Source organism: Pseudoalteromonas byunsanensis (assembly GCF_001854475.1).
Taxonomy (GTDB): domain Bacteria; phylum Pseudomonadota; class Gammaproteobacteria; order Enterobacterales; family Alteromonadaceae; genus Pseudoalteromonas; species Pseudoalteromonas byunsanensis.
Genome location: NZ_MNAN01000028.1, coordinates 273,490 through 295,549 on the forward strand (window position 1 = coordinate 273,490; position 22,060 = coordinate 295,549).

Here is a 22,060-nt window from a genome sequence, read left to right on the forward strand (position 1 = left end):
GCACTAGGCGATGCGCAACACAGTATGAGTGCACTAATTCTTAGCCACAGCTTGCAACCATTGTAACTTGCCTTGATAGCGGTTGCGGTCGTGGTCGAATTCAGAGAGCTCGTAAGCTTTTGATAAATAATACTTGGCACGTTCAAGGTCGTCTCTCAAATAATATACTTTTGCCATGCCAAAATAACTGTCGTGTAGATTGTGATCAAGCTTTTTGGCTCTACGGAAGAATGAAAGGGCTTCAGAGTATTGTTGCGCATTAATTGCTTCATTACCTTTAACAATCAAGTAATACGGATTACTTTTACGTTTGTCTTCAAGGCGTGCAAGAATCCTTTCACCTTCTTCTGTGCGTTCTGTGATTTTATAGAGTAATGCGAGATTGCCTAGCACATTATTGTTTTCTGGATTGAGTGCTAATGCTTGCTCATAAGCCTGTTCAGCCTGTCGATGAAAACCTGCTACCCGATACAGAATTCCTAAGTTGCCCCATGCTCCCGAATATTCAGGGTCAGCTTTAACTGCGGCAGATAAGTAGCTGTAGGCTTTATCATTTTTCCCATTTACTAGCGCCATTGCGCCTTTGTTACTATAAAACATAGCTAAAATACGTTGCTTGCTAATGTTGGAAGTACTAAATGCTTGTCTGCGACTATTAGGGTCAAAGTCAATGACTATCGACTTTGGTCGTGTATACAAGATATGGCTGTTGTCTGCATTACGATTTGTTTCAGAAACCAGCAAATTTACATGGCCCGTCAGTAAGGAGTAGCCCTGGCTTTGGTCCCAATATTCAGGAATGTGAACCCGTTGAAATTGGGCATTAAACCCTAAGTGCTCTGCCAAACTATACGCTAGAATCGACAGCGATAGGCAGTTAGCATTTAAATTGTAGTAGGCTTGGGATGCAGTTAAGTTTGCGTCAGATTGATAAGCTAATGATGACTCACCGTTATCAACGAGAAACTGCATGAGTGCTTTAGTTTGTGTTAGTTGTGGTGTGCCACTTTTAAAAAAGAGCGTTAACTGTGAGGTTATTTTTGAATCCAGATGAAATACATCATGTTCAGATTCAACCGCAATGGGTTTGAACGCGCTATTGAGCGCTATGCTCTGGTCGATAGGCACAGAGTTATGTGTGCTGTTACAGCCTGTCAGTGTTAGCGCACTCAATATGGCTGCTAGGCACAGAGTTTGTTTAAATGTCGGCATAACATATTTCCTAATACTGCTACATATCTATAGCATAGTTGATATTTCAAGCGCTTTGATAGTTGAAGAGTTACAAATTATTTCGATTGCTATATAAAGAAGACCGATACGAAAGCATAAATATTTCACAATAGATGATGGAATATATGTAATGTCTTTTGAGGGGAGAAGTTTGGCGGCCTTACGACCGCCATTAGTAAAGCTTAATTACTGTTCAAAACTTGCAACTAGATCGTCAAGAGATTTCGCTGAATCAGCGAGTGCTTGAATCGCATGCTCTGTATTTAGCTGCGCACTTGTCACTTCATCACTGATGGTACTGATGTGTTCAATACTGCGTCCAACATCAGCAACAACATTACTTTGTTGTTCAGTTGCTGCTGCGATAAGTGTTGTCATATCATTAATTTGGTTTGCCGCTTCAGTCACATCAGACATTAACTCGACTGATGTTTGCATGCTTTCTACGCTCTGTTCAGCCTGTTGTTTAGACTGATTGATCTGCGCCACAATGGCGTCCGATGTTTGAGTAAGCTCACTGATGGTTGCTTGTATTTCATCGGTTGATTTTGAGGTTCTGCTCGCAAGGGCACGAACTTCATCTGCGACTACAGCGAACCCTCTGCCATGTTCTCCGGCCCGGGCTGATTCAATAGCTGCATTGAGCGCCAACAAGTTAGTTTGTTCTGAAATACCGCGAATTGCATCAACGATATTGGCAATTGACTGCGTTTTTTGTACCAAGGTTTCAACTTCGTGTGCTGTGGCGTCAATATCACCAGCGAGTGTTTGCAGAATTTGTTGACTCTGTCGAACACGCTGATGACTTTGTTCAGATGAAGCTTTGCCTTGTTCGGTGAGTTTTGCGGAATTGTTGGCACTACCAGCAATTTCTTGTACGGTCGCCCCCATTTCATTGATAGCTGCAGCGACGCTAATGGTTTGAGATTTTTGCTCATCCAATGCTTTTGAGTTTTTGATACTTTGCTCGAAAACCTGTTCACTAGCGGTGCGGATATCACGGCTTTCACTGGCAACCATTTTGATTGCAGATTCAATCTTTGAAATAAACTCGTTGAAACCGTCTGCCAACGCTTGTAATTCAGGTTGGTTGGATTGCGGTACTCGGTAATGGAGTTTGGCGTCGCCACTGCCCAAACGCGCGAATAGCTGTGCCATGTTGGACAGTGGAGCGCTCAGATTCTTGGCCATCAATAAGCTGATAAAGCTGGCGATGACAGCTGTGATCAGTGAGAACAATATAATTTGCCACTGTAGAGAATTTGTTTCCTCAAATATTTCTTTGGATGGTACTTGCGCGATAACGTATAGATCTGTTTGTTCTATCGGGCTTGCAGCAACGATGGTATTGCGACCATCAATGACAAAGGTACTGGAGGAAAAAGTTTTGCTAGTTAACAATAGATTGTTGGCATTACGGCCATAAAAGTCACTCAGATTAGACTTAGCGACCTTAGAAGCGTCAGGGTGAAGTTGCACCTGGCCTTGTGAGTTTACTACGTATACATAACCCGTTTTTTCTATTTTCATTTCGCTTAGCATACGTTGCATATCATCAATACTTTTAGCCAACCCAGCTAAACCAATACCATTGGTTTGCTGATGATTTACGAACATTTTTACATCACCGGGCGCTTCTTGAAAAATACTAATAGAGAACGGCTCACCACTTTGAGTAAAACCAAAAAACCAACCGTCTTGTTGTTGATTTAGAACGCGCAGAAAGCCTTCTTGGTTCCAATATTGGGCGCTTTGGCGGTTTGCCCAAGACGCTGTAACCAAGTCATACTGATCAGCAATACGCTTAAGTTCATCCACCAGTATTTGTTCATTTAACTTACCTTGCTTTGCCATCTCGACAATGAATTTATTACTGGAGAGTTGTTGTGCTGCACTTTTTAGTTGCAAAATTTGTTGTGCTATTGATTTATTTATACTCTCTACTTTGCTTGGCAGTTCCGACTCTAACATCCTTTTTTCAGTCATGGTCTTGGCACTATAAATCGCAGTGGCTCCAATGACACTGGCAACAATAATTGCGATTAAACTACCCAGTAGGGTGATCCTTTGAGTGATAGATAAGTTATACATCCGCATTTAATTACACTTTTTACCGAACTGAATTAAATATTCTAGCATAAGGGATTATTAGGGCATATTATTTCTGCACTCAAAGTTTCCGATGTGTTTGTAAACACAGGTTTTATTATATAAACCTGTAAATTAGTTATATAACTCTAATTCGCGATTTATATCGGAAGTGCGTGTATATTGGAACTAAAATAGAAAAAGCCCATCGCATAGGCTGATGGGCTTTGGTTTCTAACAAGCGAACTGTTAAAAACTGGCAAGGTTGTTCAGTCACTTGCCTAGGGAGAGGGCTTAAACGATTTTTTTCATCGCTGACATGTAACCACGTAATGTTTCACCAATCGCTTCAACTGGATGGTTACGGATCGCATGATTCACCTTGATCAGAGCCTGATTATCAACGTAGTTATTACTATCGCTTAGACCTTGACCAATCACATCCGTATTCACTTTGCTCATAAATGGCTTAAGTAGTGGTAAACATGCATGGTTATACAAATAACAGCCGTACTCTGCCGTATCAGAAATTGTTCTATTCATTTCAAACAACTTTTTACGAGCAATGGTATTGGCAATCAACGGTGTTTCGTGTAGCGATTCATAATAAGCTGACTCATCAATGATGCCCGCTGCGGTCATGGTTTCAAAGGCTAGTTCAACGCCAGCTTTTACCATTGCAACCATCAAAATACCCTTGTCAAAGAAAGTTTGCTCACTAATTTCTTCATCGGTATTTTGCTGTTTTTCAAACGCAGTATTAGCGGTTTCTTCGCGCCATGAAAGTAGTTTGGCGTCGTCTTCTGCCCAATCTGCCATCATGCCTTTTGAGAACTCGCCACTGATGATGTCGTCCATATGCTTGTTGTACAGAGGACGCATTATTTGCTTTAGTTCTTCACTTAGTTCAAACGCCTTTAATTTGGCAGGGTTTGATAAGCGGTCCATCATATTAGTGATACCGCCGTGCTTTAATGCTTCGGTGATCACTTCCCAACCATACTGGATTAGTTTTGAAGCGTAGCTGGCATCGACACCTTGCTCGACCATTTTGTCAAAACAAAGTAGTGAGCCTGTTTGTAGCATACCGCACAGGATAGTTTGCTCGCCCATCAGATCTGATTTTACTTCTGCTATAAATGAAGAATGTAGCACGCCAGCTTTATGGCCACCTGTACCCGCCGCGTAAGCTTTAGCCTGAGCTAAGCCTTTTCCTTCTGGGTCGTTCTCTGGGTGAACTGCGATAAGCGTTGGTACACCAAAGCCACGCTTGTACTCTTCTCGTACTTCGGTTCCTGGACACTTAGGTGCAACCATGATTACAGTAATATCTTCACGTACTTGCATACCTTCTTCAACGATATTAAAACCGTGTGAGTAGGCAAGTGTAGAGCCTTGTTTCATCAGTGGCATAATTGCCGTTACAACTGAGCTATGTTGCTTATCTGGTGTTAGGTTAAGCACAAGATCTGCACTGGGAATAAGTTCTTCATAAGTGCCTACAGTAAAGCCATTTTCAGAAGCATTGAGGAACGACTGGCGCTTTTCTTTGATAGCTGATTCACGTAGTGCATAGCTTACATCTAAGCCTGAATCACGTAGGTTTAATCCTTGATTTAAACCTTGTGCGCCACAGCCAACAATGACCAGTTTTTTACCTTCTAATACCTTTACCCCGCCATCAAATTCTCTAGGGTCCATAAATTCGCACTGTGCTAATTGAGCAAGTTGCTCTCTTAGGGGTAATGTATTGAAATAGTTCGCCATGATATTACCTTTATAAAATCACTTGTTGTTAGAAATAATGATAGGTTGAGCATAAGCGCTGTTATTAATTACGTAAAATGATATATTTGAATTATTATATTTCATTTTGTGAAAGGTGAGATTGTGGACCACAAGCAATTAGGGTACTTCCTAACTTTGGCTGAGACATTGCATTTTGCAAGAGCCAGTGAATTATGTCATGTGAGTGCACCCACACTAAGCAGACAGATCAAACAGCTTGAGCAAGAGTTGGGCACTGAGCTTTTTATTCGTGACAACCGCAGTGTTATTTTAACACCGCACGGTAAAGCGTTTGTAGATTACGCCCAAGCCACATTAGCCAAATGGCGGCAGTTTAAAAGTCAGTGTCAAGATAATGAAGGTCCGCTAAGTGGAGAGTTGAGTATGTATTGCTCTGTTACTGCCACTTATAGCTTTACCTATGAGCTATTTGCCTCGTTTCGTAAACAATTTCCAGCGGTTGAGTTAAATCTTAATACGGGCGATCCGGCATTTTCGATTAATCATGTACAAACAGGTAAAGAAGATCTTGCGGTGGCGGTGAAGCCATCGACGCTGCCTCAAGGCCTGGCATATCTACCACTCGGTAAGTCACAACTTGTTATCATCGCGCCTGTAATGGATTGTCCGCTCACAGATGTTTTAAATCAATTTCACAATAGTAGTGCGCTGTGGGCTAACTTACCCTTTATTATGCCTGAACATGGTGTGCTTAAAGAGCGCGTTGATGCGTTTTGCACTTCGCAAAAGCTTACGCCCAAAGTTTACGCCCATGTATCGGGACATGAAGCAATGGTTGCTCTAGCAAGTTTAGGCTTTGGTGTGGCATGTGTACCACAAATTGTGTTGGATCAAAGTCCTTTTAAGCAACAAGTGCAATACTTGGATACCCGAGGAATGCTAGATGACATTGAAATCGGGCTTGTTTGCAAACAAAAGCGACTGCAAGACCCCGTTGTTAATGCATTATGGCAGTGTGCGATGACGCTCTTTTAAGTATGTATATTATTGTACTTTTAAAAATGATAATGCGACCAAGGTGACTTGTGGCCTACAGCAGACTTGGCAAACGACTAGTCACCTCAAATTGTTTAAAAGCAAGTATTTATCTGACTAATGAGTTAATAGGCTCGAGAGTGTTATTTACAGGCTCGTCATAGTTTGTTGACGATTTTCCCGAACTTTATGCAGGCAACGCAAATAATATTGATTGTCATTTAGATATGTGTATACTTTACTCCCAGATCAAGAAATATAAATATTAATAATTTTCTGAGGAAATCATTGATGATTTTACGAAAGTCTCTCTTAGCTACTTCTATTGTTGTTGCAACACTTGGTTTAACCGCATGTGGCGGCTCAAGTTCTAGCGATTCAACGACTAATCCAGATACAGATACATCAACTAATAAAGCACCGACAGCTATTACGCTTACAGCGCAAGGTGATGTAAATGAGAATGTAGCAGGTCAGGTGATTGGTACATTGGCTGCAACCGATGCCGATGCAAACGAAACATTCACTTTCACAACTGAAGATGAGCGTTTTAAAATTGATGGTACTTCAATCGCGTTAATGCCAAAAGTGACGCTAGACTATGAAGCTGAACAAGAAGTATCAGTTGACGTTACCGTAAAAGACAAGGCTAACAATACGTTTACGCAAACGTTAACTTTTGCGGTTAAAGACGCGCAAGACTATGACTTTGTTAACGGCACAACGGGTGAGTCTAGCGTATCTTACTCAGGTCAAATTGCACGCCACGTGTTAATCAAAGAGCTTTACAACTACATCGGTGGTTTAACTGCAGACGCAAAAAATATGACGGCTGATGAGTTATTAGCGCAGTTGAACAAATATTACAAAATCGCTGATACCGAATATGATGCAATCGCCCAAGGCATGACGCTGACGGTAGTTGACGAATCTAAGCAAGCCACTCTAGCTGCTATTTCAGGCAGTCACAAAGACTTAAGCGGTAAAATTGCTGGTAACGATGCAAAAGGTCAACACAAAGTTTGGTCTGATGGTACAAGCTTTGAAGGCTGGGCAGGCCTTGAGACTAACACGCCTGAAGGCCTAATCAACGCATTGTTTGCTCAATTGGTTGAGAATGTACAGGCTCCTTCTGTTATTACGCCAAACGGCAAAGAAATCGAAACGCTTTATGTAACGGCTGATGGTGTTGATCTTAAGCAATTAACACAAAAATTCTTATACGGTGCAGTGGCGTTCTCACAAGGTACAGATGATTACCTAGATAACGCGACAGAAGGCAAAGGGCTATTAACTAGCAACATCATTGAAGGTGATGCAAAGTACAGTGACCTTGAGCACCAATGGGATGAAGGCTTTGGTTACTTCGGTGCAGCGCGTAACTACGCAAGCTACACAGACGAAGAAGTCGCAGGTAAAGGCGGCCGTGACGACTGGCAGGGTTATAACGATTATAATGCTGACGATAAAATTGACTTAAACTCTGAGTATAACTTTGGTAACTCAACTAATGCTGCAAAGCGTGACCTTGGTTCAGATGGTGTAACTGATTACAGCAAAGATGCATTCGATGCGTTTTTCGCGGGTCGCAAGCTTATTTCTGACAACGTGGGTACTGAATTAACAGATGCTCAGTTGGACGAACTAAAAGCATACGCCGTTGCTGCTACAGCGGCGTGGGAGAAGTCAATCTCTGCCACTGTGGTTCATTACATCAATGATACGGTTGCAGATTTAGAAGAAATGAAAGCAGGAACCTATGAAGCTGATAAGTTTGTGACCTTAGCTAAGCATTGGTCAGAAATGAAAGGCTTTGCACTAAACCTGCAATTCAACCCTGAGTCACCGTTCAACAGCGAAGCCAATGCTGGCAAGTTTGCGCAAATGAATGAGCTGATGGGTAACAAGCCTGTGGTTGGTGCAGAGGCAGATATGCAAGCGTACATTGCACAACTGCAACAAGCGCGTGATATCTTAGAGCAAGTATATGGCTTTGACGCCGATGTTGTTGCCAACTGGTAATTAACACACAAGTCACACTTTCTAAAAAGGTTAGCTTTTAGGAGCTAACCTTTTGTCGTATAAAAATTCTATAAAAGAGGCAATTGATGGCACCAACATTGAAACCTTTACTATTAGCAAGTACCGTCGCGGCACTGTTAAGCGGGTGTGGTGAAAGTACCTCAAGTTCAGCGGGACCAAACTACGGTGACAATAAAGATGACGTGGTGACTAACTTTGACCAAAAAGCACTTTTGGTTAACTTGACCGATAACGTTATTACTCCAACATTTGAAGCATTTGCAGACAAAGCACAATCGTTACCAAGTCAGGTTAAGTCCTATTGTGACTTAGAAGCTGATTATGATCCTAGTATGCAAGACGAAGCCCAAAAGCAGGCGCTAGATGTAGCTAAGCAAGTTGCCCAAAATGCTTGGCGCGAAACTATGATCAGCTGGCAACATGCTGAACTTATGATTGTTGGGCCATTGCTTGAGAATGACAAGGCGCTGCGTAACGACATTTATTCTTGGCCAAATGCTAGTACTTGTAGTGTTGACCAAGATGTCGTGTTTTTTGAGCAAGGTAGTGTAAACGATGTTGCTTACAATATTCGCAATCGCTCTGATAAACGAAAAGGGCTTGATGCTCTTGAATATTTACTGTTTAACAATAATCAGGATTATAGCTGTAGTGCGGTAGCTGCCGGTGATATTCTGGCAAACTGGAATACACGAGCGGAACAGTCGCGTAAGGTGGCACGTTGTAAATTTGCAGAGGAAGTGGCCAGCGATCTTAGCCATTCTGCGCAAACCTTGTTGAATCAGTGGAACGGTGAACAAGGCTATAGTCAGGTATTGAAAAATGCAGGTGAGCCGGGCAACAAGTTTGCAACGCAAACCAAAGCTATCAACGAAATCTCCGATGCATTATTTTATATGACCGAAGAACTTAAAGATTACAAGCTAGCCACTCCATTAGGATTATTCGCTAATAGTTGTGGTCTGGAAGCTTGCCCACAAGAAGTTGAATCGGTTTATGCCAAGCACTCGATAGAAAATATCAAAGCGAATATTGATGCGTTTGAGAAACTCTTCCTAGGTGGTAGCAGTGAGAGTAATAGCGCCGGATTTGATGACTTCTTAGATGAGCAGCAGGCTTCCGAGACAAAACAAACCATGTTGCAAGGAATAGCCAACGCAAAAGCCGCGGCAAACGCGCTTGAAGGTAACTTGCAAAGTGCACTGATTAACAATGAAGCTGGTGTTACCAATACACATACACAAGTTAAATCGGTGACCGATCAGCTTAAAAATGATTTCATCAATAAGCTTGCACTAGAACTTCCAAAAACGTCGGCAGGTGACAATGACTAAAAGACCTTTTATGCAAAAATCTATGTTGGCTTTGGCTGTCGCAGTTGCAATGCCAAGCGCATTGGCAGCGGATAATGACAGTGAGTTAGAACATATTCAGATCCTGAGTCACTATGACAAGCTTCGCACCGAGGCAGGTTCTGCTACTTTGCTTAGTGAAGAAGACTTAGAGAAGTATGAGTACGATGATATTCATCGTATTTTAGCATCAGTGCCGGGTGTCAATATTCGTGAAGAAGATGGTTATGGCTTGCGTCCTAACATTGGTTTTCGTGGTGTAACGCCTGAACGTAGTAAGAAAATTACCATCTTAGAAGATGGGGTATTGATTGGCCCATCGCCATACTCAGCGCCAGCAGCGTATTATTTTCCTGTCACCACACGTATGACCGCGGTTGAGGTATTTAAAGGCCCTGCGGCAATTAAATATGGTCCTCAAACAGTTGCGGGTACGCTGAACTTGATCACCCGTCAAGTGCCTGAGTTTACGGAAGGCGGTATTGATATTGCGGCTGGTAGTGATGGTTATCAAAAGGCGCATGGTTATTTTGGCTCAGTCGTTAATAACGTTGGGTTCTTGTTAGAAGGAGTAAACCTTCAAGCTGATGGCTTTAAAGAGTTAGATGGCGGTGGTAATACTGGATTTAATAAAAATGACCTGCTTGCTAAGTTTAACTATAAAATGCGAGTAGGCCAATTTGACCATACATTTGGATTGAAGCTTTCTTATTCAGATGAACAATCAGATGAAACTTATTTGGGTCTAACAGACTCAGATTTTGCTAGCACGCCATATCGTCGTTATGCAGCCTCTCAGGATGCATTGATGGATACCGAGCACCAGCAAGTGATGTTCTCTCATTACTTAGAAGGTGAAGATATTCGCGTCACCACTCGAGTTTATCGTAATGATTATGAACGTGCGTGGCGAAAGCTAAATAGTTTAACGAATAAAAAGGTTTCGTTGTCGGGAATTTTAGCTAACCCTGAAGAGTATACGGACGAATACGCTGTTATTTCAGGCACGCAAGATTCGGTGCAGGCAGGTCGTAATTCTATCTTTTTAACTATGGGCACCAATGATCGTGAATACTATTCGCAAGGTGTACAAGTTGATGCAACATTAAAGTTTAAGTTGTTTGATTTGCAGCACAAACTTTCAGCGGGTGTGCGCTATCATGAAGATGAAATTGAACGTAAACACTTTGAACAAATCTATGCGATGACATCGGGTAGAGTGGCGGATACGGGCCAAGATAAGGCATTCACGACGTTAGATACGGAATCGACCGATGCATGGTCCGTTTATGTTGAAAACCAAATTAGCGTTGATGCACTGACTTTAGGTGTTGGTGTGCGTGGTGAGTTGATGGATATGCGCTACCAGAGCAACAAAGATACGCTAAATTGGCAAGACAAGACGACACGTATTTGGTTACCTGGGGTGAGTGGTTTTTACAAGCTTTCAGAAGAATCAGGCTTGTTGTTTGGGGTTCATCAAGGTTTTGTTCCATCTTCACCTGCGCAACGGACAAATGTTAAGCTTGAAAAGAGCGTTAACTACGAATTTGGTGGCCGCTTTAATGATGGTGTAACCCAGTTTGAACTTGTGAGTTTTTACAATGATTACAGTAATTTAAAAGAAAGCTGCAGTCAGTCGAATTGTGGTATCGATGCACAAATAGATCAGGAGTTCAATGGCGGTGAAGTTGATGTATACGGTGTAGAGGCACAATTCTCACAGCGTTATCCATTAAGTATGAATTTAGAGATCCCCTACGGATTAGTCTATACCTACACCCAAAGTGAGTTTCAGCACGATTTGGACTCTGAGTTTGCGCAATGGGGAAAGGTTGAAAAAGGCGATGAGTTGCCTTATTTGCCTAACCATCAGGCAACGTTTAATATCGGCATAGCAGCGCAGGATTGGCAGCTTTCAATGGCAGTTAAGTATGTAAGTTCGATGCCTGAAGCGGCAGGTGAGGAAACTATTCTGTCGGGTAAAAAAGTTCCCTCTAATATCACGGTTGACTTATCAGCAAGCTATGAATTAGGTGACTACGGTAGAGTGTATGCCAAAGTCGATAACCTACTGGATGAAACAGAGGTGGTGAGTCGTCGCCCGTATGGTGCGCGACCCGGTAAACCACGTCAGTTCTCACTGGGCTATAAATATCAGTTTTAATGAGCTGATATAGTCTATGAATTAAGGGTCACAGAGTGGCCCTTTTTTTGAGGTAAATATGTTAGAACAGATGTGGCAGAGTTTTGTGTCTTTGCCAGGCTATTTACTTGATGCTAATAAGCGCATTTATCTACCTTACTTATTTAGTGCGGTGTTGATGGCTGTGCCAGTGTATTTTGCTGCTCAATTGCACCAGCGTTCAGTACGTGGCTTTTTTCGCTTTCTGTTTCCTAAAAGAGTATGGCTGTGTAAAAGTGCTCGGCTTGATTACTGCTTGTTGGTCAGCAATGTACTTCTTAAAGCCGCACTTTTCGCGCCAATTGTGCTCACGATGGTGCCAGTAGCCATAGCGACAACTGAGGTACTCGAATGGTTGTTTGGACAGCCGTTACACCTTGTTTGGCCTGAATCGGCCGTGATTGTGATATTTACCCTGATGCTGTTTATCGTTGATGACTTAACACGCTTCTTATTGCATTTGTTGCTGCATAAGGTGCCGTTTCTTTGGGAGTTTCATAAAGTACATCACTCCGCTAAGGTATTGACTCCCTTCACGATATATCGATCTCACCCTGTTGAAAGTTACCTCTATGCTTGCAGAATGGCTCTGACGCAGGGGCTTGTAGTGGGATTTGGTTACCATTTTTTCGGGACTGAACTGAGTATGTACGATATTTTGGGAGCCAATGCCTTTGTGTTCATATTTAACATTTGCGGTGCCAACTTGCGTCATTCCCATATTCGCTTTAGTTGGGGTGATAAATTAGAAGGCTGGTTCATTAGCCCAGCACAGCATCAAATACACCATAGTGACAATCCACAACATTTTGATGCCAATTTAGGGTCAGCTCTTGCTGTTTGGGACAGAATGTATGGGTCATTGATAAAAGCATCAAGCGCACCAAATATTAATATCGGTGTCGGTCAATACGATGCGGGACATGATTCCTTGACTGCAATTTACTTGAAACCGTTTAAGCAGGCTTGTTTATCGCTATTACCAAGAAAGGCAGTTTCCAAACAGCCCATGGATAAATTAGACTAGCGCTCAGACTTGGCTTGCAACAAAGGCATGAGTAACTTCTCTAGACCATTTAGCTTAACCTCGTAGATCATAGCCAATTGTTCTCCCAGTTTTCCTTGCGGAAAACCTTGCTGTTTGAACCACACAACGTAGGGTTCTGGAAGCAACAAAAGTGGCGTGCCAGCATGTTTGCCAAATGGCATTTTCGTATTAATGGCGGCGACGAGCGCTTGGTGATCGTACATGGGAATACAGTTTGTTCGGTAACAGAGTTGCAAGTGTAACAAGTTATCTTTGGCTTGGCATCTCTATACACCTGAGTTTAGAGTTGTGTGCTGAGCGTGAAGCTATTAGTTGCGAGATTATTTGTGGCTAATGAATTTCACAAGCTAGCACTTGCATTTGTTCGTTACACCAGTTCAGTGCGTCGTTGTAAGCTAAGGGTAATACGTCAGGGTCAATGTTGAGCGCTAGGCATTGTGCTTGCGCTGCTTGCCAATCAGCTTGTTCATAACTTTGTACGATTAATAACAAGTGTGCCAATGGACCTTCACCACTAACTAACGCCTGTTTGATAGAGTCAACCAGCGGCAGCTTATCCATGATGTTTTCCATACTGTCATCTCGGATGGCATCTATCAAAGACATCATACCGGTTAGAAATGCAGGGCCCACATACTTAGTACTGTTAGCATTTAACGCTAGTTGCTCACAAAACCTTGCCCTAGTCAAAGACAGTTTTATTAACTCCGCCGGTTTTTCTGGGGATATTTGCGCAGCAAATGTTAGTGATAGAAACCTTTTTAACTCTTGATTGCCTAAAGCAACCAACGCTTGTTTTATACTATTGATTTTGGTTCTTCGTTTGAATATTGCAGAGTTAGTGTAACGCAGTAACTTATACGATAGATTAATGTCTCGCTCAAATATCGGAGTTAACTTTTTAATATCAACATACTCGTTGACTGTTTCACTTAGCAATCGAGTGATTGATAATTCACTGGCGCTGAACATTTTACTGGTGAGCATTTCTGGTTTTGCAAAATAAAACCCTTGAAAAAGAGAAAATCCTAGGCTCTTTAATTGCTCCAGCTGCTGGTGGTTTTCAACCTTTTCTGCAATTAACTTTATATGGTTGTGTGGTTCAATTTCTTTCATTATGAGATGTATTTCAGGTAATGGCGTACAGCTAACATCTATTTTTAAATATTTTATATATGGATAAAAATGTCGCCAAGCTGACTGATGGCGATAATGATCTAAAGCAACACCATAGCCTTTGCTATGTAATGTTTTAACCGCGTTAAGGAGCTTTTTGCCAGGTTCTATGGATTCAATAATTTCAACTATCATATGCTTAGGTGGTAGCATAAATGGATAACCAAGTAGCAAGGTATTTAAGGTGAAATTTATAAATGCAGGTTTATGATTGCTAAGCTCGGCAAGTTCGAAATAAAATTGGCTACCCTCTAGCAGTTGGGAAGTTGCCCTATCTGCATTGATACATGGAAAGACATTATTGGGCCCATTGCGAAATAATATCTCATAGCCTATTGGTTCGTTGTTACTGTCGAAAATAGGTTGCCGTGCTGCGTAAAAGTTCATAAACACCACAAAATAGAACCCTTCTGTTTATAATAATAGTCAAAATCAAGCCTAATTCATTATTTTGACGTTTTGCGTATCATCCATTTTTACTTAATCAAAGCTGTATGGTTACTGAACATATGTTGACCGGTAAACGTGAGCGACTATGCTGGGGTGTGCAGAATATTCATGATATAGTCAGACGACACTAATAATGCCCTCTATTTAATGCCAATAAGAAAGGCGCAAGCTGGATAATTGTCATTGGGTAGAGTGCTGATAACTGAGGAGGTAACTTTGGAATTAGGCACGATAATTTCGCTTGTATTGTACTTTATAGTTATGCTGGGCATTGGTTTGTACGCCTATCGTAAATCAACCAGTGATGTCTCTGGTTACATGCTTGGAGGTCGTAATTTGCCGCCAAGTGTAGCGGCTCTGTCAGCAGGTGCGTCTGACATGAGTGGTTGGATCCTTATGGGGTTACCCGGAGCTATGTTCGTAACAGGTTTTAGCAGTACCTGGATCGCAATTGGTTTGGTGATTGGTGCATGGTTAAACTATTTTTTGGTAGCACCAAGGTTGCGTGTTTATACCGAACTTGCGAATGACTCAATTACTATTCCAGATTACTTTGCTAATCGCTTTGAAGACAAAGGTAATGCACTGCGTATTGTTTCTGCGTTAGTGATCATTGTATTCTTTACGTTGTACACGTCGTCAGGTGTGGTAGCGGGTGGCAAGTTATTTGAAAGCTCATTTGGTATGAGTTATGAATCTGGATTGTACATTACCACTGGAGTGGTTGTTCTTTACACCTTGTTTGGTGGTTTCCTTGCCGTAAGTCTGACTGACTTTGTACAAGGTTGTATCATGTTTATCGCCCTCATTTTGGTGCCAGTAGTAACCTATTCCTTACTCGATGCGCCGTTATCGTCAACGCTAGACGCGGTGAATCCGCAAATGCTAACCTGGGTTGGTGCTGGGGGGGCAATTGGTATTGTCTCCGCGATGTCTTGGGGTCTAGGCTATTTTGGACAGCCGCACATTATTGTACGCTTTATGTCCGTAAGAAGTGTCAAGGACATGCCAACGGCACGTCGTATAGGTATGTCGTGGATGATTATCGCTGCATTAGGTGCGGTAGGCACGGGTATATTTGGCGCTGCTTATTCTCATGAAAAGGGTATTGTAGTTGATGACCCAGAAACTATTTTCTTGATTCTTTCTCAATTACTGTTTCACCCACTAATTGCTGGGTTCCTATTAGCTGCTATCTTAGCTGCTATCATGAGTACCATTTCATCTCAGTTGCTAGTGAGCTCTAGCTCATTAACAGAAGACTTTTATAAGATTTTTGTCCATCGTGAAGCAACGGATAAAGAGTTGGTATTGGTGGGGCGTCTGAGCGTCGTGGCAGTTGCGTTGTGTGCTATTTATCTTGCTTATGACAGAGATAGCTCCATCTTAAGCTTAGTAAGTAACGCATGGGCTGGTTTTGGTGCAGCGTTTGGTCCATTGGTATTGTTAAGCTTATGTTGGCAACGAATGAATTTTGCAGGTGCTTTGGCGGGTATGGTATCAGGGGCTGCAACCGTACTTGTTTGGATTTATGCGCCTATTACGATAAATGGAGAAACGTTGAGTTCAATCATTTATGAAATCATCCCGGGTTTTGTGGTATCAATGGTGACGATTGTTGTAGTAAGCCTACTTACATCAGCACCGAGCGAACCTATTCAAAACTTGTTTAAGAAAGTACAAAGTGAGCTATAAGTCTCATTTAGCTGATTAAAAAATCGCTGTTCTGAAGTGACCCCATAAAGTTGGACATTCCAATTACTGGGGTCACTTCATTAGACGCTTTTTTAAAAACACTCCAGATTACCCATTTCAATAATACGCTCGGTTTCACCGCTGTTACTAAACTGGTACAGACTTTTGTTAATATCATCTAATACTTGCCGCCATTGCGGTTTGCTTTTGCTCAAAGCAAAGTAAAGATAGTTATACTTTAATAATTTAGACTCGTTCTCTATGTTGCTTAGCAAATTAACTTTCTCTGACTTACTCAATTGTGAGTAATTGACGGTAAATCGCAACACTTTGGGATCGCCAATGATTAGGTCAACACGTTTACCAACAAGTAATTTAACCAGTTGTAAATCATCGACCGCTTCGATGATAACGAATTCACCATTGTCCATCATGGCATCGAATTCAGGTGTATTTTGATAGCCTCGGACAACACCAATCTTTTGCCCTTTTAAGGAAAGCAAATTACCATCAAACCTATCTTTATCGCCTTTACGTTTGAGAAAGCCAATTTCGCCGCCAGGAAATGAGTTAGACAGCGCTAACATTTCTCTGCGTGTTTTACCGGACACGTAATCTGATGGGGCGGAGTCTTCAATATAATACTCAGGCATTAAGATGTCGGCTTTACCTGTTTCAGCAGCTCTAACCGCGCGTGCCCAAGGTAAAAACTCGACATGAACTTTGTAACCTTGCTCGGCGAGTACGGCCACTGCAAATTGGAATACCCAACCCTTGTTACATAGTGCTTGGCCGATATACGGTGGCCAGTCTAAGGTAACAACTCTTAGTAACTCCTTTTCACCTTTAGGGTTGTAGAGATAACCGTTCTCATATTCAACCCCTTGAACAAGGTGATAGCTTGCGTCCTTAAAGTAACCCACATTTGTGACACTTTGGGCAAATACTAGCGGTGTGAGCAGCACCATAATTAACACTAGAGTAATACGCATGGCATTTACGACTGAATGAACGAGTATATTTTTAAGTTTAGAAAATGAAGGAGAATTTTCCATGATATTTCAGACACAAAAAAACCGGCCTTAGCCGGTTTTTAGAAATACTTGTAATTACTGCACAAGCTCTTGATCAGAAAATTCGTCTGCAAATAGTGGGCTAGATAGATAACGCTCAGTTGCGCTCGGTAAAATAACGACAATATTCTTGTCGGCATTTTCTGGTTTCTCTGCAATACGCTTTGCGGCTACAACAGCGGCACCAGATGAGATACCAACCAAGATACCTTCGTCTTTCATCAGTTGGTGAGCCATCGCAATAGCGTCTTCATTTGAAACTAATTCAGTGCCGTCAATCAGCTCTAGATCTAGATTGCCAGGAATGAAGCCTGCACCAATACCTTGGATTTTATGAGGGCCAGGTTTTACCTCCTCGCCAGCAAGTGTTTGTGTGATCACTGGAGAATCTGAAGGTTCAACGGCAATTGCTTTGACTTGTAAACCTTTTTCATTTTTTAGGTAGCGAGTCGTACCAGTGATGGTACCGCCCGTACCAACACCTGCAACAAAGTAATCAACCTTGCCATCCATTGCTTCAAAAATTTCTGGGCCAGTAGTTTCAAAATGGATTTTAGGGTTTGCAGGGTTTTCGAACTGCTGTAGCAAAATATACTTTTCAGGGTTGCTTGCCTGAATTTCATTAGCTTTTTCGATTGCGCCTTTCATACCTTTGGCGCCTTCAGTCAATACTAAGTTTGCACCTAGTGCTTTAAGTAGCTTACGGCGTTCTAGACTCATCGTGTTTGGCATAGTTAGCGTCAGCTTGTAACCGCGAGAAGCTGCTACAAATGCTAAAGCGATACCAGTGTTACCAGAAGTAGGCTCAATGAGCTCTTTGTCTTTTGTTAGAAGACCTGACTTTTCTGCTTCCCAAATCATAGAAGCACCGATACGACATTTAACGCTGAAACTTGGGTTACGAGCTTCAATTTTTGCGTATACGTTACCACCTGTCACGCGGTTTAATTTTACAATCGGAGTTTGACCAATTGTTAGGCTGTTATCTGCGAATATCTTAGACATTGTGTTCCCTTAGGTGCTCTAGGTTTTACTTAACATCACACTTTACTTAGCTTTATATAAAATTGAAGTAAAGAATGGCTATAAGATATATCAAATATGCTTATAGCTAAAAGAAATATAAATTTGATTTCTTATTACATTAGCCAAGCATAACTAAATTTAGCAAAGAAGGTTTTTTCATCCTTTATGAGTCGCGAAAGATCATCATCCTGATACCCATTGTCAGCGTATCCTGCAAAAAATATGGTTTGAGGATTCAGTTTATAAGAGTAGAGCAGTTGCGTGCTAAGCCCTTTATAATTCGCGTCAACTTCGTCAATATAGTTGCTGACATTTCTATCTATATCAGTATAGATGACAGCAATACGTAAATAACTATTGATATTGAATTGATAGGTTAAACGGGCGTCAGTCAGATTTGCGGTGTATACCTTCGCGCCATCGGCATCTAATGTTTCGTAACTGTGTCTAAAGTTAACCTCAAAGTGTTTCCCTAAGTTAAGATTGATAACAGGGCGTGCAAAGTGCATTTTACCAACACGGTTGTTGGCAAGGTCCACTTTGTTTCCGGTACGTAAATTTAGCCCAGCAAACAGCCCTGAAACAGGTTTAATCTCCATATAGGTCCAAATTAAATTTTCAGAAAACAGGTCGCTATTATTGTCTATTTGGAGGCTGGCCTTGTTGTGTCTTAAGCCGCGACGATTTCTGTGCTCAACACCAAAGTCAATAAAGCTTTGCAAGGGTCCATCAATTGCCAAATTGGTTTGGACTTCTTTTTCTAATAAGTCGCCGTCATCATTGTGAGTAATATCCCAATCAGTATACCAGCGAGCTCTGTTCCACCAATTGTGTTGTTCTCCATACCAACGGTATTCGAAACCAGTTAAAAATTTATTGAAATCCACCTGAGACATAAAGCCCATATCGGCCCTAAGATCTGCACCATAGCTTTGGTAACTGGTGAATGCACGCCAGTGTTTGGTGTTATGTTCGTAGTCCACAAGGTACCCCAGACCATTCAAATCATCTTGCTCTAACACACGCAAAACACTTTCGTTGTAGTCACAGTCTTGTTCGACAGAGCATACCTCAGTGGGTAGCGTGGCGCAGTCCCCGTCATCGCCATCACACAGTTCCTGTGCGAACGCATGACTGTAATTGGTGTTGGAACCTAATATCTGCACATTAAAAGTATCACTGGCAGTAGGTTGATATTTAGCGTCAAAACTCACGAGCTGATTTTTGTAGTCGTCACTATCTCTTAGAGTTGCCGTTGAACCAACCGATAAGCCATCGTTTACATCAAAGCGATAGCGCAAGGCTGCATTGTTACTCTTTTGCTCTAGTGAGACAATGCTGGAACCCAAATTGCCCGGTACCATTACATTGAGGTGCTCGTCATTGGTAAGAAACAAACCATAAGTGTGGCCTGATTTACTGCCAGATAGCTTTACACCGAAATCAGGCGCTGCAATGTTTCTGGTGTGGATCAAATTTAAATGTGAGGAAAAGTAGTCGGCGTTATCTAAAAAGAATGCACGCTTTTCTGGGAAGAATAGGCTGAAACTGTCGTTTACGCTCAGCTGACCGGTGTCTGCCTCTACTTGAGAAAAGTCTGGATTGAGTGTGGCATTCAAAGTGGTGTCGGGGGTAATAGCCCATTTTAAATCCAAACTCGGCTCGGTACTGTCGTTATCTTTCCAGTCGGATATGTCGCTACCATCAATGTCTCTTGATTGGGATTTACTTAATACCAGTGAAGGAATAACGGCAATGTTATTGCCTTGTTTAGCAGATTCAAACCCTGTGTACTGCGGCATTTGGCATATCCAGCAGTTATTGGCGTGAGAGATCTGCATATTGGACAATCGTAATCTCTGATCTCTAGGTAAAAATCTCAAAAACTCCATAGCCATCTGTTTGACTTGTTTGGAGTCATCGAAGTTAAGCACACGCAAAGGAATTTCTATCTCCACGTTATAGCCTTGATCATGAATAACACCTGCGCTGTCCCAAATGCCATTCCAAGAGTTGTTCTCGCTCTTAGTTAGTTCGTTTTCAATTGAATCTTGTTGAACACCAAGTGGATTAATAAAAAACTGATAAGCGCTGCGCTTATTGTTAAATGAGTCAATCTTGATACCAACTAAATCATCATTCCAAGCGCGGTCTCTATCTCGAAAGAATGCGCGGATCAGTTCAGGATTGGGATCGTCCGCTTTAAACGCGACAAATAATGATTGACCATTTTCATAAACATAAGCCGTAGTAGTCACAGGGCTGGGTGTGTTTTCTTGTGGCCAAGTAACATTATTGATGGCAATTTTTTTTGCTTGCTGCCAAACAGGGTCGTCAAGTTTACCATCAATTATTGCTGAAGCGTCGATAAATGGGAGTGCTTCAACTGTTTGGTTGGCACTCGCACTCACAGCGAGGAGTGAGCTTAATGCGAAAATAACTTTGTTTATCATGCTGCTAAATATATCGTCATAGAGTGGGCCACTATTTAATAATATGCAGGTAATGTTAACAAACCTTTCGCGTTAGGCTGCAATTTAACAAGTTAAGTGTCCTTTACTTAGCGCATAGTTGGTTTTACAGCGGTTTACATGCAATGTTTAAGCATTTGTGGCAATCGCGCAATAAAACGTGATACAACAACGCATCATTTTAGTTAGAGAAGTATTATGTCGTTAATTCTTAAACTTATTGCTGGTATTTTGGGCGGTATTGCTGCCGGCTTTTATCTACCTATGGGGCTGGTTGAACTTTTGTACACTGCTAAAGTTATTATTGGTCAACTAATAAGCTTTACCATCCCTTTGATTATTTTGTTTTTTATAGCATCCGGTATCGCAGGGTTGCCAAAAGGGTCAGGCCACTTACTTGGCAAAACAGTTGGTTTTGCGTATGGCTCCACTATTATTGCAGGAACACTCGCTGTGATTTTAGTAAACGCGTTTATTCCGTTTTTTGATGGTGCTATCAGTTATGAAGCTACCTCAGCAATAGAAATTAAAAGTTATATCAATGTTGAAATTCCTCCTTTAATGGGAGTAATGACGGCTTTGGCAACGGCTTTTATTTTTGGAATAGGGATCAGCCAGTTAAATCTAAAGTCATTAAAGGAAGTTACCGACCAAGGCAGGGACGTGATTGACGCGTTGCTGGCTAAAGTCATTATTCCTGCTCTACCTTTTTATATTGCCGGAGTGTTCGCCGAAATGGCGGTTGCGGGTACAGTCGCCGATACGCTTAGTACCTTTGGTATCGTTTTAGTTGCGGCCATCGTCATGCACTGGTTATGGTTGACAGTGTTGTATGTTGGAAGTGGTATTTTGCTTAAGCGTAGCCCTGTGGAGTTAATCAAAAACATGCTCCCTGCTTATTTTACGGCGATAGGAACCATGTCAAGTGCTGCTACCATTCCTGTGTCACTTAGAGCCAGCAAAGCAAACGGTGTTAACGAAGAGGTTGCGAACTTCTCTGTACCGCTGTGTGCGACAATTCATTTATCGGGGTCTACGATTACAATTGTTACTTGTGCCATGGCAGTAATGCTTCTTTCGCCAACCATGGCGGTCCCTTCATTACTACAAATGTTGCCATTTATCTTTATGCTGGGCGTGGTGATGATTGCAGCTCCTGGGGCTCCAGGTGGCGCTGTAATGTCAGCACTGGGACTACTTACGTCTATGCTGGGATTCAATGAAGCTGCGGTGGCGCTGATGATTGCACTTTACTTGGCACAGGATAGCTTTGGTACAGCTTGTAATGTGACAGGCGATGGTGTGATAGCACTTTGGGTGAATCGCTTTTCACAGCGCGCATAACCGAAAATATTGCACTAAACTCAGAGGTGCTTGATATGTCACCTCTGCGTGATTATTTTGTAAACAAAATACATTATTTGCGTGTGAATATT

The 22,060-nt window shown here is 41.9% G+C and carries 15 protein-coding genes; 7 read left to right on the forward strand and 8 right to left on the reverse strand.

Features of this window, described 5'->3' with window-relative positions:
• Positions 1-33: 33 nt before the first annotated feature.
• The 3 genes from BIW53_RS08890 to ilvC form a co-directional block, all read right to left on the reverse strand.
• A complete protein-coding gene (locus tag BIW53_RS08890; RefSeq protein ID WP_070991489.1) occupies positions 34-1,212 on the reverse strand; it encodes a tetratricopeptide repeat protein in 1,179 nt (392 codons plus the stop codon).
• 207 nt (positions 1,213-1,419) lie between these two features.
• Complete coding sequence (locus BIW53_RS08895) at positions 1,420-3,330, reverse strand: methyl-accepting chemotaxis protein (RefSeq protein WP_070991490.1); 1,911 nt, start codon at positions 3,328-3,330, stop codon at positions 1,420-1,422.
• A gap of 285 nt (positions 3,331-3,615) precedes the next feature.
• Positions 3,616-5,088: a ketol-acid reductoisomerase gene (gene ilvC, locus BIW53_RS08900; RefSeq protein WP_070991491.1), complete on the reverse strand. Its 1,473-nt coding sequence runs from the start codon at positions 5,086-5,088 to the stop codon at positions 3,616-3,618.
• 123 nt (positions 5,089-5,211) lie between these two features.
• Between ilvC and ilvY the strand changes: the two genes are divergently transcribed.
• The 5 genes from ilvY (at position 5,212) to BIW53_RS08925 (ending at position 12,712) form a co-directional block, all read left to right on the forward strand.
• Positions 5,212-6,105, forward strand: a complete 894-nt coding sequence (gene ilvY / locus BIW53_RS08905; RefSeq protein ID WP_070991492.1) for an HTH-type transcriptional activator IlvY — start codon at positions 5,212-5,214, stop codon at positions 6,103-6,105.
• Positions 6,106-6,396: 291 nt separating this feature from the next.
• Positions 6,397-8,127: a DUF4856 domain-containing protein gene (locus tag BIW53_RS08910; RefSeq protein ID WP_070991493.1), complete on the forward strand. Its 1,731-nt coding sequence runs from the start codon at positions 6,397-6,399 to the stop codon at positions 8,125-8,127.
• 86 nt (positions 8,128-8,213) lie between these two features.
• Entirely contained in the window at positions 8,214-9,482 is a 1,269-nt protein-coding gene (locus BIW53_RS08915; RefSeq protein WP_070991494.1) for an imelysin family protein, read from the forward strand.
• On the forward strand, positions 9,475-11,667 hold the full coding sequence (locus tag BIW53_RS08920) for a TonB-dependent receptor family protein (protein ID WP_070991495.1): 2,193 nt from the start codon (positions 9,475-9,477) through the stop codon (positions 11,665-11,667). The genes BIW53_RS08915 and BIW53_RS08920 overlap by 8 nt, the downstream gene beginning before the upstream one ends.
• A 58-nt stretch (positions 11,668-11,725) precedes the next feature.
• Entirely contained in the window at positions 11,726-12,712 is a 987-nt protein-coding gene (locus tag BIW53_RS08925; RefSeq protein WP_070991496.1) for a sterol desaturase family protein, read from the forward strand.
• Here BIW53_RS08925 and BIW53_RS08930 read toward each other — a convergent pair.
• Together BIW53_RS08930 and BIW53_RS08935 are read right to left on the reverse strand one after the other, a co-directional pair.
• Positions 12,709-12,936, reverse strand: coding sequence for a DUF3820 family protein (locus tag BIW53_RS08930; RefSeq protein ID WP_070991497.1), 228 nt, complete (start codon positions 12,934-12,936; stop codon positions 12,709-12,711). The genes BIW53_RS08925 and BIW53_RS08930 overlap by 4 nt on opposite strands.
• 127 nt (positions 12,937-13,063) lie before the next feature.
• Positions 13,064-14,296 carry an EAL and HDOD domain-containing protein gene (locus BIW53_RS08935; protein ID WP_070991636.1) on the reverse strand — a complete coding sequence of 411 codons (1,233 nt, stop codon included), beginning with the start codon at positions 14,294-14,296 and terminating at the stop codon, positions 13,064-13,066.
• Positions 14,297-14,575: 279 nt separating this feature from the next.
• Between BIW53_RS08935 and putP the strand changes: the two genes are divergently transcribed.
• Positions 14,576-16,054: a sodium/proline symporter PutP gene (gene putP / locus BIW53_RS08940; protein ID WP_070991498.1), complete on the forward strand. Its 1,479-nt coding sequence runs from the start codon at positions 14,576-14,578 to the stop codon at positions 16,052-16,054.
• Between the two features lie 92 nt (positions 16,055-16,146).
• Here putP and BIW53_RS08945 read toward each other — a convergent pair whose 3' ends face one another.
• The 3 genes from BIW53_RS08945 to BIW53_RS08955 form a co-directional block, all read right to left on the reverse strand.
• A complete protein-coding gene (locus BIW53_RS08945; RefSeq protein ID WP_175442113.1) occupies positions 16,147-17,046 on the reverse strand; it encodes a substrate-binding periplasmic protein in 900 nt (299 codons plus the stop codon).
• Positions 17,047-17,163: 117 nt separating this feature from the next.
• A complete protein-coding gene (gene cysK / locus BIW53_RS08950; RefSeq protein WP_070991499.1) occupies positions 17,164-18,132 on the reverse strand; it encodes a cysteine synthase A in 969 nt (322 codons plus the stop codon).
• 134 nt (positions 18,133-18,266) lie between these two features.
• Positions 18,267-20,606 carry a carbohydrate binding family 9 domain-containing protein gene (locus tag BIW53_RS08955; protein ID WP_070991500.1) on the reverse strand — a complete coding sequence of 780 codons (2,340 nt, stop codon included), beginning with the start codon at positions 20,604-20,606 and terminating at the stop codon, positions 18,267-18,269.
• Positions 20,607-20,822: 216 nt separating this feature from the next.
• On the opposite strand from BIW53_RS08955, the gene BIW53_RS08960 reads away from it, so the two are divergent.
• The gene (locus BIW53_RS08960) at positions 20,823-21,968 is read left to right on the forward strand and encodes a dicarboxylate/amino acid:cation symporter (RefSeq protein WP_070991501.1); all 1,146 of its coding nucleotides are present in this window, start codon (positions 20,823-20,825) and stop codon (positions 21,966-21,968) included.
• Positions 21,969-22,060: the final 92 nt, after the last annotated feature.

What these genes read in the sequence shown, in the direction of transcription:
- BIW53_RS08915 (WP_070991494.1), top strand. Translation starts at nt 8,214, where the DNA reads ATGGCACCAACATTGAAACCTTTACTATTAGCAAGTACCGTCGCGGCA.
- BIW53_RS08935 (WP_070991636.1), bottom strand. Translation starts at nt 14,296, where the DNA reads ATGAACTTTTACGCAGCACGGCAACCTATTTTCGACAGTAACAACGAA.
- BIW53_RS08930 (WP_070991497.1), bottom strand. Translation starts at nt 12,936, where the DNA reads ATGTACGATCACCAAGCGCTCGTCGCCGCCATTAATACGAAAATGCCA.
- BIW53_RS08925 (WP_070991496.1), top strand. Translation starts at nt 11,726, where the DNA reads ATGTTAGAACAGATGTGGCAGAGTTTTGTGTCTTTGCCAGGCTATTTA.
- BIW53_RS08910 (WP_070991493.1), top strand. Translation starts at nt 6,397, where the DNA reads ATGATTTTACGAAAGTCTCTCTTAGCTACTTCTATTGTTGTTGCAACA.
- BIW53_RS08895 (WP_070991490.1), bottom strand. Translation starts at nt 3,330, where the DNA reads ATGCGGATGTATAACTTATCTATCACTCAAAGGATCACCCTACTGGGT.
- BIW53_RS08955 (WP_070991500.1), bottom strand. Translation starts at nt 20,606, where the DNA reads ATGATAAACAAAGTTATTTTCGCATTAAGCTCACTCCTCGCTGTGAGT.
- BIW53_RS08960 (WP_070991501.1), top strand. Translation starts at nt 20,823, where the DNA reads ATGTCGTTAATTCTTAAACTTATTGCTGGTATTTTGGGCGGTATTGCT.
- BIW53_RS08890 (WP_070991489.1), bottom strand. Translation starts at nt 1,212, where the DNA reads ATGCCGACATTTAAACAAACTCTGTGCCTAGCAGCCATATTGAGTGCG.
- BIW53_RS08945 (WP_175442113.1), bottom strand. Translation starts at nt 17,046, where the DNA reads ATGCGTATTACTCTAGTGTTAATTATGGTGCTGCTCACACCGCTAGTA.
- cysK (WP_070991499.1), bottom strand. Translation starts at nt 18,132, where the DNA reads ATGTCTAAGATATTCGCAGATAACAGCCTAACAATTGGTCAAACTCCG.
- ilvC (WP_070991491.1), bottom strand. Translation starts at nt 5,088, where the DNA reads ATGGCGAACTATTTCAATACATTACCCCTAAGAGAGCAACTTGCTCAA.
- BIW53_RS08920 (WP_070991495.1), top strand. Translation starts at nt 9,475, where the DNA reads ATGACTAAAAGACCTTTTATGCAAAAATCTATGTTGGCTTTGGCTGTC.